The following is a 16932-nucleotide window of genomic DNA, read 5'->3' as shown; positions in this document are numbered from 1 at the left end:
GGAGCGTATCCTGCCGCCCCCCGATCGACACGGCTGAGGGGCGGGGCGATCATCCCGGCGGGCACGCCCGCCTCGGACGCCGCACCGGCTCGGCAGGGGTCCGGGTTCGGGAGATCGGGCCGGCCGGCGTCCCGAGTCGGGCGCCGGCCGCCGTGGATCGGGATGCCGCCGACGTCCTCCGAGCATCGCTAAGAAGCAGGTTCCGGCACATGCGGGTGGTGGCCCGGTCGGTGGGGTCATCCTCCGGGCCTCCCGATCCGGTGTCAAGGGAGGACGGGACGGGGCCGGCCTCGCCGTCTCGCCGACGTCGGCTGGGGCCAAGGACCGTCTGGCGCCGCTGAATCACGGCGGTTTGTGACGGCTCGGTCCCGACACCGTAACCTGACCCGCTCAATTGAAGGGGACTCGAACCGATGGATCATGGCAAGCTCGCCGCCGCATCGAGATATTGAACCTGCTGCAGGCCCGGGAGCGTGTGCGTGGGGTCTATCCCTGTCCCGAAGGGCGCACGTGCCGCAAGTACTTCCAGGTCAGTGAGTCCCCCCGTCTTGACGCGAAAATGCCGCGGCCCCGTAGTGACGGTCGTTTCACCCCCAGGTGGGCCCCGCTTACGCGATCATTTCCAGTCCTCGAGCCCCAAGGTCTCGCGGATGCCCCGGATCGTCGATGGCACCGGCAATCCGTGGTTTTTCGTCGACGTGGCGATCCGGGGCGATCGGATCGCCATGCCGGGGGGCACGCCCATCGCCGCGGCCCGGGGCGCCGGCTCATCTGGCCGGACGCGGCACGGGCGGCGGATAGGCGTCGAGCCTGGCTCTCAACCTCGTGACGATCTCGGGACGCTGCGAGGCGAGGTTCCTGGTCTCCAGCGGGTCGACGTCATAGTCGTAGAGCTCGAAGTCCGCGGCGTCATCGGGCTCCCCGGCTCGCCTCCACTCCACCAGGCGGTATCGCTCGGTCCGGATCGCTCGGCCAAGCCGGGCCTTGGGGTAGGCGTGATAGGCATGGTCGCGGACCCGGGCGCCGGGGTCCTCCAGCACCGGCACCAGACTCAGGCCGTCGATCGGCTGCGGGCCCTCCGGGGCGGGCAGCCCGGCCAGCTCCGCCAGCGTCGGGAAGAGGTCGACGCTCTCGGCCGGCTGGCGCGTCGACGAGCCCGGCCGGGTCACCCCCGGCGCGGCGATCAGCAGGGGGATCCGGTTGGCCTGCTCGTAGTTCGTGTGCTTGGTCCAGATGCCGAGGTCGCCGAGGTGGAAGCCGTGGTCGCCCCAGAGCACGACGATCGTGCTGTCGGCCAGGCCCAGCTCGTCGAGCGCGTCGAGCACCGTGCCGATCTGGGCGTCGACGAAGCTCGTGCTGGCGTAGTAGCCGTGGATCAGATCCCGCTTCAAGGCGTCCGGATAGGGCCCGCGGTGCCCCTCCGGGACCGGATGATAGGCCTCGATCTCCCCCCCGCGCTTGCCGGCGACCGCCGGGGCATCGCCGGGCAGCTCCTCGAAGCGGGGCATCGGCAGGCGCGCGGGGTCGTGCAGGTCCCAGTATTTTCTCGGCGCCGAGAACGGCAGGTGGGGACGCACGAACCCGGCCGCGATGAAGAACGGGGTCCCGTCCCGCTCGCGACGCTCCTTCGCCGCCCGCAGGCGTCTCGTCGTCTCGGCCGCGACCCGGCCGTCGGCGTAGGCGGTGTCCTGGACGTCCGGCGCCTCGAAGGCCGCCCCGCGCGGCAGCGAGGCGATCCGATCGAGCTGCCGGTTGGTGAACAGCGCCTCCTCCCGGGTGAGCCGCCCGCCGCCGGTGCTCTCGGGGTCGAGGTACTCGATCACTTTGTCGTGGAAGTGCGGGACGTCGAACGACTCGGGGTCCCCCTCGTTGCCGTGGCCGACGTGGAAGACCTTGCCGAGCGATTCGGTCCGATAGCCGCCGTGGCGAGCGAAGTGCTGGGGGAGGGTCACCGCGTCGGGGACGACCCGGCGCAGCGGGCTTCCCAGGCCGTACAGGCCGGTCGAGGTGGAATGGGAGCCGAGCATCAGCGTGAATCGCGACGGCGCACAGACGGCCTGGTTGCAGTAGGCCAGGTCGAAGCGCAGGCCTCGGGCCGCCAGGCGATCGATGTTCGGGGTCCTTGCGGCCTCGTCGCCGTAGCACCCCAGCGCCGGCTTGAGGTCGTCGACCAGGATCAGCAGGACGTTCGGCGGCCCGGTGTCCGCCATCCCGGCCGCGACGCCACGGCCGCCCGGCCACAACAGGCCGGCGAGCCCCAGCAGGGCGAGCGGGCGCAGCAGGGCGGGAGTCATCGATCCACCTTTCCGTCCGACGGTCCTTGAACGGACTTCACTCCCAGGGCGGGGCCGCGGTCGGGCGGCATCGCGGCGTGCCAATCGAGGACGGCGCGGGTCAAGGAGGCGACGACCTCGGGATGCTCATCGGCGAGGTCGTGCGCCTCGCCCGGGTCCGCCTCCAGGTCGTGCAGCCGGGCGCGGCCGCCGTCGTAGTCGCAGAGCAGTTTCCAGCGGCCGAGGCGGACCGCCAGGTCCGGCAGCTCTCCCAGGCCCGCGACGTCCTTGCGATCCGGCGGCCGCCGGAAGAACAGCGGCGCCGAGCGGGAGTCCCGGGACTTGCCGACCAGCGTCTCGCCCATGTCTTCCCCGTCGAAGTCCACGCCCTCGGGGGGGGCGATGCCCGCGATCGAGAGCACCGAGGGGACCAGGTCGATGGCCGAGAGGATCGACGAGTCGTTGACCTCCCCTCGGCTTTCCCTCGGGATCGGCCCCGGCCCCCAGACGATCAGGGGAGAGCGGATGCCCCCCTCGAACAGCGTTCCCTTCGAGCCCCGGAACGGGCCGGCCGAGCCGCAGCCCGGCTCCGGGCCGTTGTCCGAGCAGAGTACGATCAGGGTGTTGTCGCGCAGCTCGGGCGTCGCTCGGATGCGGTCGAACAGCGGGGCCAGCTGCGCGTCCATCGCCTCAAGAACCGCACGGTATTTCGCCCGCCGGGAGCCGTCGCCCCAGGCCTCCACGGGGGGCCAGAGCGGGGTGTGGACGTCGTCGGGCCAGAGGTTGACGTAGAACGGCCGCCCGGCCCGGGTCGCCTCCTCGATGAAGGCGAGGGCGGCATCGACGAATCCCCCCGTGATCTCGGAACGGGGCATCCACGTGACCGGCCCCCCCAGCCGCTCGGCATCGGCCCAGATCCGGCCCGGCTGCTGCTGGCCGGGCTCGAAGGTCAGCGGCAGGAGCTTGGCCCCCATCCCCTCGAAGTTGGTCAGGGATGCCTCGAACCCGTACGCCGAGATCGGCGGCGCGTCGTCTACGTTGCGCTGGCCGCCCATGTGCCATTTCCCGAAGTGGCCGGTCGCGTAGCCGTGCTCCTGGAGGATCCGGGCGAGCATCGGGGCCTCGGGGTCCAGCCAGTCGGCCATGCCCCGCCTCGCGTTGTCCCTGCGATTGTTGAGGAACGAGGTGATCCGATGCCGCTGCGGATACCGGCCCGTCGAGATGGCCACGCGAGACGGTGAGCAGATGGGCGAATTGACATAGAAGTTGGTGAACCGGATGCCTTCCTCGGCAAGCCGGTCGATCTGCGGCGTACGCGCGGTCCGGTTGCCGAAGCAAGACGGGTCCCCCCAGCCCATGTCGTCGATGAAGACCGTGATGACGTTCGGGCGTGAGGACGCATCGAGGAGCTTCGGCGTCCCGAAGATGGCTTGCGGATCGCCCGTCTGTTCGAGCCAGTCGTCGAGGGCCGAGCGAAGGATAGCCAGCCGTTCGGCGTGCTCCGGGGCGTCGATCAGGTTCTCCTGCTCGTAGGGGTCGGTGCGGACCCGGTAGAGTTCCTCGGCGGGTCGTCGCCGGTAGGCGTCCACCTTGTGTCGGGCGTCCTCGTCGGTCTCGGCCGATTCGAGCCATTTCGGCCAGTAGCCGCCGCGCCCGGGCCGGGTCGTCACGTGGCTGGTGAATCGGAATTCGGGGTGCAGATTGCGGATATACTTCCAGCCGTCGGACGTGCTGACCGCTCGGATCGGATAGACGTTGTTGTCGCCGTCGCCGCTGTGCGTGGTGAAGACCTGGTCGCGGTGCGCGTCGGCCTTGCCCTCCAGGACCGGGAGGAAGGAGCGGCCGTCGATCCCGGCGGGCGGCGATCCCCCGGCCGCCTCGATGAGCGTGGGAAGGATGTCGATCCAGGAGACCAGGGCGTCGGTGCGGGCCCCGGCCTCGACCCGGCCCGGCCAGCTGACGATCAGCGGGGTGCGGATGCCGTCGTCGTAGAGGTTCCACTTGCCGAACGGCCACTGGGCGCCGTGGTCGCTGGTGTGCAGGAAGAAGGTGTCCTCGCCGAGGACCTCCCGGGCCAGGTCGAAGACCTGGCCGAGTTCCTCGTCCATCGTGCGGACCGCGGCGACGTAGCGCGCCCGGCTCGCGCGGGTCGCCTCGTTGTCGACGTGGTTCGGGGGCACGATCAACCGGTCCGGATCGATGCCCGAGATGTCGTCGGGCCAGGGGACGTGCGGCCAGTTCGTGCCGACGAACAGGCAGAGCGGCCTCTCGGTGCTGGCCCCGCGATCTCGGAGCCAGTCCAGGGCCTCCGGGATGGCGATGTCCTCGTGATAACCGAAGTGGCGTGCCAGGTCGAACCCCTGCTCGGGCGTCTGTTGATAATGCCCGACCTTGCCGAAGGAGACGACCTCGTAGCCGAGCTCTTGCAGGTAGGCGGGCAGTCGCTTCAGGTCTTCCCCGGGCCGGGAATGGTTCGCCTCGGCCCCGTTCCGTGCCGGGTAGAGCCCCGTCAGCAGGGCCGCTCGGCTGGGGGCGCAGCTCGGCGAGACGACATAAGCGTTCTCGAAGGTCATGCCGGCCTCGGCCAGCCGATCCATGTGGGGCGTGGCGATGTCGGGCGAGCCGTACAGGGAGGAATCGCGCCAGGTGTGGTCGTCGGACAGGAACACGACGATGTCCGGGCGGCCCGGGTTCCGGCCGGCTCGGCCGGGGCGTGCCGCCGGCTCGGCCTGCGGCGCCTCGGCCGCCGGCTCGGCCAGGCCATGCTCCTCATGGATGGCACGTAGCTGCTCGGCGGCGACCTTGGGGACCCGGCGATCGTAGGTCAGCAGGCCGTTGATCTCCCCCTCGACGTCGGTCGTCTGGGTGTAGATCCCGGCGGCGATCCCCCGAGACCTCAACTCGGCGATCAGCCGCATCGATTCCCGGTAGCGGTCGAGCCATTCCTCCTTGTTCTTCGGCAGGCCGCCGTAGCCCCAGTTGCGCGTCGTGGCACTCCAGAGGTGCCCCGGCACCGGGAATCCATGCCCGCCGAACTCGCCCACGACCTTGACGAACTCGTCGAACCGCCCCCCCTCGCCCAGCCCGAACGGGAAGCCGGGATGGGGGTACTGGTGGTGATCGACGACGTGGCCGACCGGGTGGAAGTTCCCGCCGCTGGCGACGTTGATGGGCCGCGTGGGGTCGTACGCGACGACCCACTCGCCGACCTCCGTCGTCCGGTGCTGACCCCATGCCTCGTTGAACGGGACCCACATCACGATCGACGGATGGTGGCCCAGCGCATCGATCATGCCCTTCAGCTCGGCCATGAACTGGCGATGCGCCTCCTCGGGCCAGGTCCCCTCCTCGGGGTCGGGCTCCAGCCGCGTCCACTCCGGATCGTCCGGCCGGCGGGCGCTGACCTGGTCCTGCCAGACCAGCATTCCGAGCCGGTCGCAGTGGGAGTAATATCGCCTCGGCTCGACCTTGATGTGCTTGCGGATCGTGTTGAAGCCGGCGTCCTTGAGGAACCGGATGTCGAATTGCATGGCCTCGTCCGACGGCGGCGTCAGCAGCCCGTCGGGCCACCAGCCCTGATCGAGGGTGCCGAAGTGGAAGACATCCTCGCCGTTGAGCGTCAGTCGCCAGTGGCCATCGGCATCGCGCCGGCGTGAGACTTCCCGGAGGCCGACATACGAGGTGACCCGGTCGTCGCCGAAGGTGACTTCGAGGTCATACAGCGTGGGCGAGTCGGGCGACCACGGCCTCGGGTCGGGGATCTGGAGCACCAGCTGACCCGGCGGGCCTTCGGTCCGGGCGACGACGGCCCCATCGAGCGAGGCCTCGACGCGAGCGACCTCCGGCATCGGCCCATCCGAATGGGCCTCGATCTCGATCTCGACGCGGCCATCCAGCTGCGCCTTGACCCGCAACGCCTCGATGGACCGGGCCGGGACTTCCTCCAGCCAGACCGTCTGCCAGATGCCCGAGACCGGCGTGTACCAGATCCCCTCGGGCTTCAGGCGTTGCTTGCCGTGGAGCTGATAGGCGGTGTCGGTGCCGTCGGTCACGCGCAGAGTGAATCGGTTCTCGCCCTCGACCAGGGCGTCGGTGATGTCGAACGAGAAGGGAAGGTTGCCGCCGGTATGCGAGCCGACCTCCCGGCCGTTCACCCAGAGCGTCGATCGATAGTCGACGGCCTCGAAGTTGATGCGATACCGGCGATCTTCCCTCTTGCGGACCTCGAAGGTCCGGTGATACCAGAGGGCCTCGTCGGGGGTGAGCCGCCGCTCCACGCCCGAGAGCGGCGACTCGATCGCGAAGGGGACCCGGATCCGGCCGTCCCAGGATTCGGGTGCGGCCTCGGCCTCCCTGTCGGTGACCGCGTACTGCCAGGAGCCGTTGAGGTTCCACCAGGAGTCGCGTCGCAGGGCGGGCCGGGGGTACTCGGTCCAGGGGATGGCCCTCGGGTTCTGTTCGAGCTGCTCGCCCCAGGGGGATCGCATGGCGACCCCGGCGGCATCGACCTCGACCTCTCCGGAAAGGATCGCGCCGTTGAAGGCATTCGGGGCCTCGTAACGGCCGACCGGATCGCCGAAGTCGAGCCCCTCATAGAGACCGATCGCCGGCTGGCCCGTCAGGAGGCCGGGCGACTCCCGCTCGGCGACGATCTCGCCGTCGATGGCGATCGACATCGTCTGTTCGGTCAGCCTGGCCGTGATCTCGACCCTGCCCCGGACCGGGCGGTGGTCGGCGACCAGCTCGGTCAGCTCCCCCCGGCGGCGGATCGAGAAGGCGGGGCGCCCCTCGACGAAATGCAGGGCGTAGCCATGCCTCAAACCGCCGTGGGAGAGCACGACACCATGGGGCTTCGGGTCGCGGATCGTGGCGCTCACGGTGAATCCGCGCCCCTCGACCCGGGGCGGGTCCGGATCGGCCTGCGCCTGCCGCGCACCGGGTGCCCCTCCCGGTTTCGACCCGGATTCGGCCTTGGGATAGACGCCGACGCGGTGGGCCCACGCCTCCCAGAGCCCGGCCAGTTCGAGCACCTTCTCCGGCCTCGCATCCGCCAGGTCGTCCACCTCGGTGCGGTCGGCGGCCAGGTCGTACAGCTCCCAGCGGCTCGCGTCGGTGCCGCCGGGCGTCGCCACGCCTCGGCCGACGAGCTTCCAGTCCCCGACTCGGATCGCGGCGTTGCCCTCGTGCTCGAAGAACAGCGGGTCGGTGCGCGCCAGAGGGCGGCCATCGAAGGCCGGTCGGAGCGAGATCCCCTCCAGTGGCGGGATCAAGTGCCCCCGCGACTCGCCCGGGTACTCCGCCTCGGCGACGTCGATCAGTGTCGGCAGGATGTCGATCAGCTGGGCAGGCGACGCGTACCAGTCGTCCCGCGCGGGAATCCCCGAGGGCCAGTGCATGAAGAACGGCGTCGCCGCGCCCCCCTCGTGCAGGAAATGCTTGTAGAGGCGGAACGGGGTGCTCGACGCGTTCGCCCAGGCCTCGCCGTAGCTGTTGTTCGATTCCCGGTTCCGGCGCTCGACATCGTAGAACTCCCCACGCCCGAACATTCCCCCTTCCTGGCAGGCGCCGTTGTCCGACGGGAAGAGGATCAGGGTGTCATCCAGCAGGCCGGATTCCCGGAGATGGTCGGTGAGCTTGCCGATGTTCTGGTCGATGCGGTCGATCATCGCGGCGTAAACCGCCATCTTGAGGTCCATCTCATCCCGCTTCGACTCGTCGAGCGTCTCCCAGGGCGGGATGCCCTCGGTCCTCGGCGAGAGGGGCCAGGAGGGGTCGATCAGCCCGAGGTCGACCTGCCGCTCGTAGCGCCGCTCGCGGAGCTCATCCCAGCCGATCTTGTACCGGCCGCGATATCGGGCGATGTCCTCCTCGAAGGCCTGCAACGGCCAGTGCGGGGCGGTGTACGCCAGGTAGAGGAAGAACGGGTCTTCGCTCCGGTCGCCCCGCCGATGCTCGACGATGAACCGGATCGCGTGATCGGTGAACGCGTCGGTGGTGTAGAACGGCCGGTCGGTGGCGCTCTCCAAGGCCGTGACGCCGTCATTCCCGGACGTCAGCCCGCGAGGCAAGGCGGGGTGGAAATGCCGGGTCGCCCCGCTGATGCAGCCGAAGAAGCGGTCGAAGCCGCGTTGCAGCGGCCAGCACTCCCGCCGGTCGTTCCCGAGGTGCCACTTGCCGGTCATCAGCGTGGCGTAGCCCGCCGGCCGGAGGACCTCGGCGGCCGTGACGCAACGGTCGTTGAGGAAGCCTCGATAGCCGTCGACCCCCAGGTCGTGCTGCGACGAGCCGGGGGGGCTGGTCATGTGGCCGATGCCCGTCTGGTGCGGGTGCAGGCCGGTCATCAACGTCGCCCGCGTCGGGCAGCAGCGGCCGGTGTTGGTGAACTGCGAGAATCGGACCCCGCCCCGTGCCAGCGCATCGAGATTCGGCGTCTCGATCTCGCCGCCGTGATAGCCGAGGTCCGAGAACCCCAGGTCATCGACCATGATCAGCACGATGTTCGGCCGCTCCGCCGCCTGGCCGACGCCGGTCGAACCCGTCAGGCAGAGGAGGATGGCCACCAGGGTTCTCGATACGCGTTTCATCGCTTGTTCCACCCCCCAGGGTCGAGAATCAGGCCGGGCAAGCCGAGGGCGAAGCCGTCGGTCGGCACGCCCCGCGGACCGCGAGCCGATCCCATCGTGCCGGATGGATGGAGTGTACCGGATCGACCGGGCCTTCGCCGCAGTAGCCCTCCGGAATCCAGCCCCGTCCGAAGTTGACAGTTCAGCCGTGGGCAGGGGAGCACATCCCTTGGGCCAAGTGGACAGTGGACTTCCCCACGGATGGCGGGCGCCCGGTTAAGAGCGTAAGCTCGAACCCAGGAGTCCACCGATGCCGACGACACGACGTACATTCACACCCGAGTTTAAGGCCGAGGCCGTCAAGCTCGTCACCGAGCAGGGACGCAGCTTCGTCGAGGTCGCCCGCGACCTCGATATCGGCGGGAGCACACTGCGCGGTTGGCGGCAGGCCCTCGACAAGGACGGCCCCCACGCCTTCCCGGGTCGCGGGAATCCGCCCGCCCTGGAGGAGGAGCTGCGTCGCCTGAGGGCCGAGGTCAAGCGGCTGACGATGGAGCGTGACATCCTGAAAAAAGCGACGGCCTTCTTCGCCAGGGAGTCGTCATGAGATACGACTTCGTCGAACGCCACCGGGGTCGATGGCCGGTCCGGACGATGTGCCGGGTCCCGCGTGTCTCCCCGGTTGGTTACTACGACTGGCGGGGAAGGCCGCAGAGTCGCACGGCGGCCAGGCGCGTTGGGATACCTCTCGCCAAGCGAGTACGAACGAGCCGGATAAACCGTTAACCGGGCGCCCGCCATCCCTGGGGAAGTCCAGTTCGACCTGGAGATGACCAGGGGCGACTGCGAGGAGTACCTCAAGGGGCAGGAGGTCCCGCACGAGGTGCCCAGGAGCGCCTGCGTGTTCTGCCCGTACCGCCCGAACGCCGAGTGCCGCCTCTTGCGGGACACCGACTCGGCGGGCTGGGCCAGGGCCGTCGAGGTGGACGATCGCTGCGAAAGCCCGGAACGGTCGCCAACCGCAGCCTGGAGCAGGCGATCTACCTCCACCGGTCCTGCCTGCCGCTGGTCGAGGTGGATCTCGGCGGCAGGGGCGTGACCGGCGGGGTCGCCCACTCGGCGTGCGAAGGAATGGGCGGGGTTTGATCCGAATCCAGGGAGCCGGAAGGCGGGGCATTGTAGGCGACCCGTCCCTCCTTCGAGGCGATTGAATCGCTGGTCCATCAACGGAGGACGCCCTGGTCCCGAAGGTCCAAGCAGGGGAGACGATCCATGCCCGGATCGGTTAGGATGGACGGGATTCCGGGGGGCGACTCCGCGTCACCGGCACGAGGCCGGCCGTCGTGGGCGAGCGGCTCGCAAGCTCCCCGTCGTCTGTGGCACCGAATGCGGGCAGGGAACGAGGATGTCCCAGAGAGCGAGATTCGAGCCGCTCGGCCCGGAGCGCCAGGGTGACGGGCGACCGGAGGACGGGGATGGTCCCGTCGCCCAGGGCCGGGCGGATGGGGCCGTGCCGGCATCCAGCAGCGACTCGGCCCCGCCTGCGCCGCAGGGCTGGGCCGAGTCGCTGCTGGATGCCGAGGAGCCGATCCTGGCGATGATCGGCGCCGGACGGCCCCCGGCCGAGGTGCTCGACGCCCTCTGCCGCATGATCGAGGCGCTCTGCGCCGGGGCCACCTGCTCGGTCCTGCTGCTCGACGCCGACGGCAAGGCCCTCCGGTGGGCGGCCACGCCGAGCCTCCCTCGGGCGTATCGGGATGCGGTCGAGGCCGTGCCGGTCGGCCCCGGATGCGGCTCCTGCGGCACGGCGGCCCACTCCGGCGAGGTCGTCGTCGCCGAGGACATCGCCGCCGACCCGCTCTGGGAACGCTGCCGGGAGGGGCCGCTGGCGGTCGGCCTGCGGGCCTGCTGGTCGGTCCCCATCCGCTCGTCGGCCGGCGGCGTGCTGGGCACCTTCGGCACGTTCCTGCCCGAGCCCCGCCGACCCGCCGGCCACGAGCTGCGGGCCTGCCGTCGGGCGGCCCACCTGGCGGCCGGCGCCCTCGAGAGGGACCGGTCCGAGGGCATGTATCGCCGGATCGTCGAGGCGGCCAACGAGGGGATCTGGACCCTCGATGCCGACCAGCGGACGACCTTCGTCAACGCCCGCATGGCCCAGATGCTCGGCTACACGGCGGAGGAGATGCTCGGGCGGTCGGCCTGGGACTTCACCTTCGAGGAGGACCGCCCCGAGGGCCTGCGGCGCTGGGGGCGACGCCAGTCGGGCGAGGCGGGGCGGGGGGAGTTCCGGCTGAGGCGCAAGGACGGCACGGAACTCTGGGCCCAGACCTCGACCAGCCCGAGCTTCGACGCCGAAGGCCGCTTCGTCGGGGCGCTGGGGATGTTCGCCGACATCACCGGGCGCAAGGAGGCCGAGGAGGCGGCCCGTCGGCAGGCCCGGCTCACCGGCGTGATCGCCGAGAACGCCACCACGGCCATCTTCCTGATGGATGCCGAGGGCCGCACCACCTTCATGAACCCGGCCGCCGAGGCGATGACCGGCTACACCCTCCGGGAGGCCGAGGGCCGGGGGCTGCACGAGCTGGTCCATCACCACCGACCCGACGGGTCGCCCTTCCCGATGGACCAGTGCCCCATCGGCCGGCATGCCCTGGCTCGGCGGGAGCTGCGGGGCCACGAGGACGTGTTCATCCACAGGGACGGCACCGCCTTCCCCGTCCGCTGCGCCGCCCGGCCGATCGTCGAGGGCGGCTCGCTGGCCGGGATCGTCCTGGAGGTGCAGGACATCACCGAGCAGCGGCGGGCCGAGGAGGCGCTGCGGGCGGGCGAGGAGCGGTTCCGGGGGCTCATGGAGCAGGCCCCCTTCAGCATCCAGGTGTTGTCGCCGGACGGGCGGACCCTGCGGGTGAACCGGGCCTGGGAGGAGTTGTGGGGCCTCACCCTGGACACGCTCGCCGACTACAACATGCTCGGCGACCCCCAGCTCGAATCGAAGGGCATCCTGCCGTACCTCCGCCAGGCCTTCGCGGGCGAGCCGGCCGCGGTGCCGGCCATCGAGTATGACCCGAACGAGACCCTCCCCCGGCGGACTCGCCACGAAGACCCCCGACGTTGGGTCTCGGCCGTCGCCTACCCGCTCAGGGACGCCGCCGGTCGGGTCAGGGAGGTGGTCCTGGTCCATGAGGACATCACCGAGCGGAGGAGGGCCGAGGAGGCGCTGCGGGGGAGCGAGTTTCGATTCCGCCTGCTGGCCGACGCCATGCCGCAGATCGTCTGGGTGACGAGGCCCGACGGCTACCACGAGTACTACAACCGCCGCTGGTACGAGTACATCGGCTGCACCCCGGAGGAGTGCCTGGGGCACGGCTGGAACGCCCCGCTCCACCCCGACGACCGGCAGCGGAGCATCGACCGCTGGGAACTCGCCCTCCGCACCGGCGAGCCCTACGAGATCGAGTACCGCTTCCGGTCGAAGGAGGGCGAGTACCGCTGGTTCCTGGCCAGGGCGATGCCGGTGCGGGACGACGCCGGGCGGATCGAGCGGTGGTTCGGGACGTGTACCGACATCGAGGACATGAAGCGGTCCGAGGAGGCCATTCGGGAGGGAGACCGCCGCAAGGACGAGTTCCTCGCCACGCTGGCCCACGAGCTGCGAAACCCCCTGGCCCCGATCCGGACGGTCCTGCACCTGATGCGGGAGCCGGCCGAGGGCGGCCACGAGGCGGAGCGGGCGATGGCCGAGCGGCAGGTGGCCCACCTGGCGAGGCTGATCGACGACCTGATGGACGTGGCGAGGATCAGCAAGGGCAAGCTGGAGCTGCACACGGAGGTCGTGGACCTGCACACGGTCGTGCGGCAGGCCATCGAGACGGCACGCCCCCAGATCGAAGACCGCCGCCACCGGCTGAAGGCCTCGCTCCCCGAGGGGCCGATCCGGCTGGAGGCCGACCCGACGAGGCTGGAGCAGGTCTTCTGGAACCTGCTGAACAACGCCGCCAAGTACACCGAGCCGGGCGGGCGGATCGACCTCTCGGCGGAGGCCGTGGACGGCCGGGTCGTCGTGCGGGTGCGGGACACGGGCCTCGGCATCGCCCCCGAGATGCTGCCCCACGTGTTCCAGATGTTCGTCCAGGTCGGCGACCACAGGCAGTATGCCCAGGGCGGGCTGGGGATCGGCCTGGGCCTGGTGCGGACGCTGGTCGAGCTGCACGGCGGCTCGATCACGGCGCACAGCGAGGGGCCCGGCACGGGCAGCGAGTTCGTCGTCCGGCTGCCCGTGCCCCTGGCCTCGCCGCCGGAGCCGAGCCCTCCGGGAGGCGATCGGCGTCAGGACTCCGAGGGGGATTTGCCCCGACGCCGCATCCTGATCGTGGACGACAACGCCGATGCGGCCAATGTCCTGGCCAAGCTGCTGGGGTGGGTCTACGGTCAGGAAGTACGGGTCGCCCACGACGGCCCGGCGGGGCTGGAGGCGGCCGAGGCGCTCCGACCCGAGGTCATCCTGCTGGACATCGGGCTGCCGGGCATGGACGGTCATGAGGTGGCACGCCGGCTCCGGGGCCGCCCCGAAACCGGGCGGGCGACGCTGGTGGCCCTGACCGGCTGGGGCCAGGAGTCCGACCGTCGGCGGTCCAGGGAAGCCGGGTTCGACCACCACCTCGTCAAGCCGGTGGACCCCGACGACCTGATCGAACTGCTCCGCAACATCGGCCCCGGCCCCTCCCCGGCCGACGGCCGACCGTCCCCGTGACGGCCCCGATCCTCCTTCGAGCCCGACGGGCGGGGGACGCCGGACGGGCGTGCGTCCGTCGGAGCGACCGGATATAATTCCGTTGTTGAACTATTTGACTCTCGAATGGGCGACGCCTATCATGTCGGCGAGCGGCGAGAAGTGCGGGCCGGACTCCTGCGGGATCATGGCGAACCTCTGGCGGCTGATCCAGGCCGTCGTGGACGACTCGGAGCCGGCGCTGGAGGCGCTGGGCCTGTCGGCCAAGGCGTTCTTCCTGCTGGAGGCGGTCGGGGAGCACCCGTTCCCCGCCGTGCTCGCCCGCCGGATGCACCTGCCGCCGCCGACGGTGACGTACCTCGTCAAGCAGTTGGAGGAGCGGGGCTTCGTGATCCGCCAGCCCGAGCCGGGAGACCTGCGGAAGTTCCGCCTGGTCCAGACGGAGGCGGGGCGGGAGGCGCTGCGGCGGGGCAGGGAGGCGCTGAGCCTTGCCCTGGGCAAGCGGCTGGGGCGGCTGGACAGGGGCGAGGTCATCACCTTCGACCGGATCGTCGGGCGGCTCGTCGGCAACGGCGAGGCCCCCGAAGCCTGAGCTGATGGGAATCCGATCGCCGGGGAGAGGCCGCCACGGTCGTCGTGGGCGGCCCCGGAGATCGTCCGTACCTGACTGGGGGAGCGTCGTGATGGGTCTCCAAGGGAAAGTCGCCGTCGTGACCGGGGGATCGAGGGGCATCGGCCGGGCCATCGCCCTGCGGTTGGCTCAAGACGGGGCCTTGGTCTGCGTCAACTACCGGAGCAACGCCGAGGCGGCCCGAGCCGTCGTCGGGGAGGTCGAGGCGGCCGGCGGCGAGGCGTTCGCCCTCCCGGCCGACGTGGGATCGGTCGAGCAGGTCGGCCGGTTCTTCGAGGCGCTCGACGCCGAGCTGGACGCCCGCCGGGGCGACCGCCGGTTCGACATCCTGGTCAACAACGCCGGGATCGCCGAGATGCTCACGGTCGGCTCGACCGACGAGGAGGCGTTCGACCGGGTCTTCGCCACCAACGTCAAGGGGCCGTTCTTCGCCGTCCAGCACGCCCTCCCCCGCCTTCGGGACGGCGGCCGGGTCATCAACGTCTCGTCGAACCTCTCCCGCAACCCGGTGCCGATGGCGATGGCCTACTGCATGACCAAGGCGGCGATCGACAACTTCACCGTCGGCCTGGCGATCGAACTCGGCCGGCGGGGCATCACGGTCAACACGCTGGCCCCCGGCCTGACGGCCACCGACCTGAACGCCTCGATGCGGGACGACCCGAGGCTCGTCGAGATCTACTCGGCCAGGACGGCGCTGGGTCGGATCGGCGAGGTGAATGACATCGCCAGGGCGGCGGCGTTCCTGGCCTCCGACGACTCGGCCTGGGTGACCGGGCAATACCTCGAGGCCAGCGGCGGGCTCGGCCTGGTGGCACCCGGCCACGACTGAGCGACGAATCCCGACCGCCTCATCTCGATTGCAAGGACTTCATTCAGGACGGAGACCGGACCATGCGCTATCGGCTGCTCGGCAACTCGGGCCTTCGGGTCTCGGAGCTGTGCCTCGGGACGATGACCTTCAGCGAGGACTGGGGCTGGGGCTCGTCGAAGGACGAGAGCCGCACGATCCTCGACGCCTTCTTCGAGGCCGGCGGCAACTTCATCGACACGGCCAACGTCTACACCCAGGGCATGAGCGAGACGCTGCTGGGGGAGTTCCTCCAGGGCCGCCGGGACTCGGCCGTGCTGGCGACGAAGTACACCAACGCCGCCCCCGGCACCGACCCCAACGCCGCCGGCAACCACCGCAAGAACATGATGCGGGCGGTCGAGGCCAGCCTGAAGCGGCTGAAGACCGACTACATCGACCTGTACTGGCTCCACGTCTGGGATCGGATGACGCCGCTGGAGGAGGTGATGCGGGCCTTCGACGACCTCGTGCGGCAGGGCAAGATCCTGTACGCTGGCGTCTCCGACATGGCGGCCTGGGCGGTCGCCAGGGCGAACACGCTGGCCGAGCTGCGGGGCTGGTCCCCCTTCGTCGGCCTCCAGATCGAATACAGCCTGATGGAGCGGACGGTCGAGCGGGAGCTGCTGCCGATGGCCGAGGCGCTGGGGATCGGCGTGACCGCCTGGTCGCCGCTGGCCGGCGGCCTGCTGACCGGCAAGTACGTCGAGGGCCGGGCCGAGGCCGACGCCCGGATGAACAGCGAGATGATGAAGCAATTCGCCCAGGGCCGGGAGCGGCCCGAGGCGATCGCCGCCGAGGTCGTGGCCGTCGCCCGAGAGGTCGGCCGGTCGCCCGCCCAGGTCGCCCTGGCCTGGCTCCGCCAGCGTCCCGTGCCGGTCATCCCGATCATCGGGGCCCGGCGGCCGGAGCAGTTCCGGGACAACCTGGCCTGCCTCGACCTGACGATCGGCCCCGAGCATCTCGCCCGGCTCGACGAGGCCAGCCGGATCAGCCTGGGCTTCCCCCACGACTTCTACGACAACGAGATGGTGAAGTCGCTGGTCTATGGCGGGATGATCGACCGCATCGACGCCTGAGCCGGGCTCCGGGATGGGGGGCCGCCCCGATCGGCGACGTGGGGCGAACCTCCCCCCGGCTCGGGGTGTCACCCCCGTCGGGGCGAGGATCGTGCCCCGGTCGAACGGCGGGGCCTGGCCCGCCGTATCCGCCTGGGAGAGAATCGCTCCCGTGGGGGAGTGTGGCAGGGCGATTGATCCCGGCGAGGAGGCGAGTCATGGGCGAGGCAGGGGGATCGACCGGCGATCGGGTCGCCGTGGCGGAGGACTTCGTGGCCGAGGCCCGGACGGGCCTGGAGACGGCCGTCGCCCTGATCCGGCACGGCGTCGGCCAGCTCGACGACGAGCAGGTCTGGTGGCGGCCTCGTGAGGGGATGAACTCGGCCGGCAACCTGCTGCTGCACCTGGCCGGCAACCTCCGCCAGCGGTTCGGCTCGGTCATCGGCGGCGAGCCCGACGGCCGGGACCGCTTCGGCGAGTTCACCGAGCGGGGGCCGATCCCGAAGGAGGAACTGCTCCGCCGCTTCGAGGAGGCCGCCCGCCGGGCCGACGAGATCCTGGCCGGTCTCACGCCCGAGCGGCTCGCCGAGACCTGTCGCGATCAACTCCTCGCCGGGACGGCCGAGAAGACGGTGCTCGGCGTCGTCCTCCAGACCTTGACCCACCTGCACGGGCACGCCCAGGAGATCCTGCACCTGACCCGGTTGCAACTGGGCGAGGGCTACGCCTTCCGGCAGCCGTCGGGCGTGCCGCCCGAGCTGAGGGGCGGGGCCTGATCGGCCGCTGCGACGACGGGAGCGACGGCGTGATCGCCCCCTCCTGGATTGG

Annotated in this window: 8 protein-coding genes and 1 pseudogene; 6 read left to right on the top strand and 3 right to left on the bottom strand. The window is 70.6% G+C overall.

Annotation, left to right across the window (positions count from 1 at the left end):
* Nucleotides 1-767 precede the first annotated feature (767 nt).
* The 3 genes and pseudogenes from AB1L88_RS20845 to AB1L88_RS20835 form a co-directional block, all read right to left on the bottom strand.
* A complete protein-coding gene (locus tag AB1L88_RS20845; RefSeq protein WP_367098626.1) occupies nt 768-2210 on the bottom strand; it encodes a sulfatase in 1443 nt (480 codons plus the stop codon).
* An 80-nt stretch (nt 2211-2290) separates the two neighbouring features.
* Nucleotides 2291-3700 (bottom strand): sulfatase-like hydrolase/transferase, encoded by a 1410-nt coding sequence (locus AB1L88_RS20840; RefSeq protein WP_367098625.1) that lies wholly within the window; start codon nt 3698-3700, stop codon nt 2291-2293.
* Nucleotides 3701-3988: 288 nt separating this feature from the next.
* Nucleotides 3989-8857: pseudogene (locus AB1L88_RS20835) on the bottom strand (sulfatase-like hydrolase/transferase); the annotation flags it as partial.
* A 289-nt stretch (nt 8858-9146) separates the two neighbouring features.
* On the opposite strand from AB1L88_RS20835, the gene AB1L88_RS20830 reads away from it, so the two are divergent.
* The 6 genes from AB1L88_RS20830 to AB1L88_RS20805 all read left to right on the top strand — a co-directional run bounded on the left by AB1L88_RS20830 (nt 9147) and on the right by AB1L88_RS20805 (nt 16880).
* The gene (locus AB1L88_RS20830; protein ID WP_367098623.1) at nt 9147-9443 is read left to right on the top strand and encodes a transposase; all 297 of its coding nucleotides are present in this window, start codon (nt 9147-9149) and stop codon (nt 9441-9443) included.
* Between the two features lie 798 nt (nt 9444-10241).
* Nucleotides 10242-13586 carry a PAS domain S-box protein gene (locus AB1L88_RS20825; protein ID WP_367098622.1) on the top strand — a complete coding sequence of 1115 codons (3345 nt, stop codon included), beginning with the start codon at nt 10242-10244 and terminating at the stop codon, nt 13584-13586.
* Between the two features lie 85 nt (nt 13587-13671).
* Complete coding sequence (locus AB1L88_RS20820) at nt 13672-14157, top strand: MarR family transcriptional regulator (RefSeq protein ID WP_367098621.1); 486 nt, start codon at nt 13672-13674, stop codon at nt 14155-14157.
* Nucleotides 14158-14248: 91 nt separating this feature from the next.
* Nucleotides 14249-15028 carry an SDR family oxidoreductase gene (locus AB1L88_RS20815; RefSeq protein WP_367098620.1) on the top strand — a complete coding sequence of 260 codons (780 nt, stop codon included), beginning with the start codon at nt 14249-14251 and terminating at the stop codon, nt 15026-15028.
* A 62-nt stretch (nt 15029-15090) separates the two neighbouring features.
* Nucleotides 15091-16125, top strand: coding sequence for an aldo/keto reductase (locus AB1L88_RS20810; RefSeq protein WP_367098619.1), 1035 nt, complete (start codon nt 15091-15093; stop codon nt 16123-16125).
* A gap of 197 nt (nt 16126-16322) precedes the next feature.
* Nucleotides 16323-16880, top strand: coding sequence for a DinB family protein (locus AB1L88_RS20805; protein WP_367098618.1), 558 nt, complete (start codon nt 16323-16325; stop codon nt 16878-16880).
* Nucleotides 16881-16932: the final 52 nt, after the last annotated feature.

It is taken from the genome of Tautonia sp. JC769, assembly GCF_040717455.1.
Classification (GTDB): Bacteria; Planctomycetota; Planctomycetia; order Isosphaerales; family Isosphaeraceae; genus Tautonia.
The sequence above is the reverse complement of the archived record's forward strand: the minus strand, read 5'-3'. Positions and strand labels throughout refer to the sequence as shown.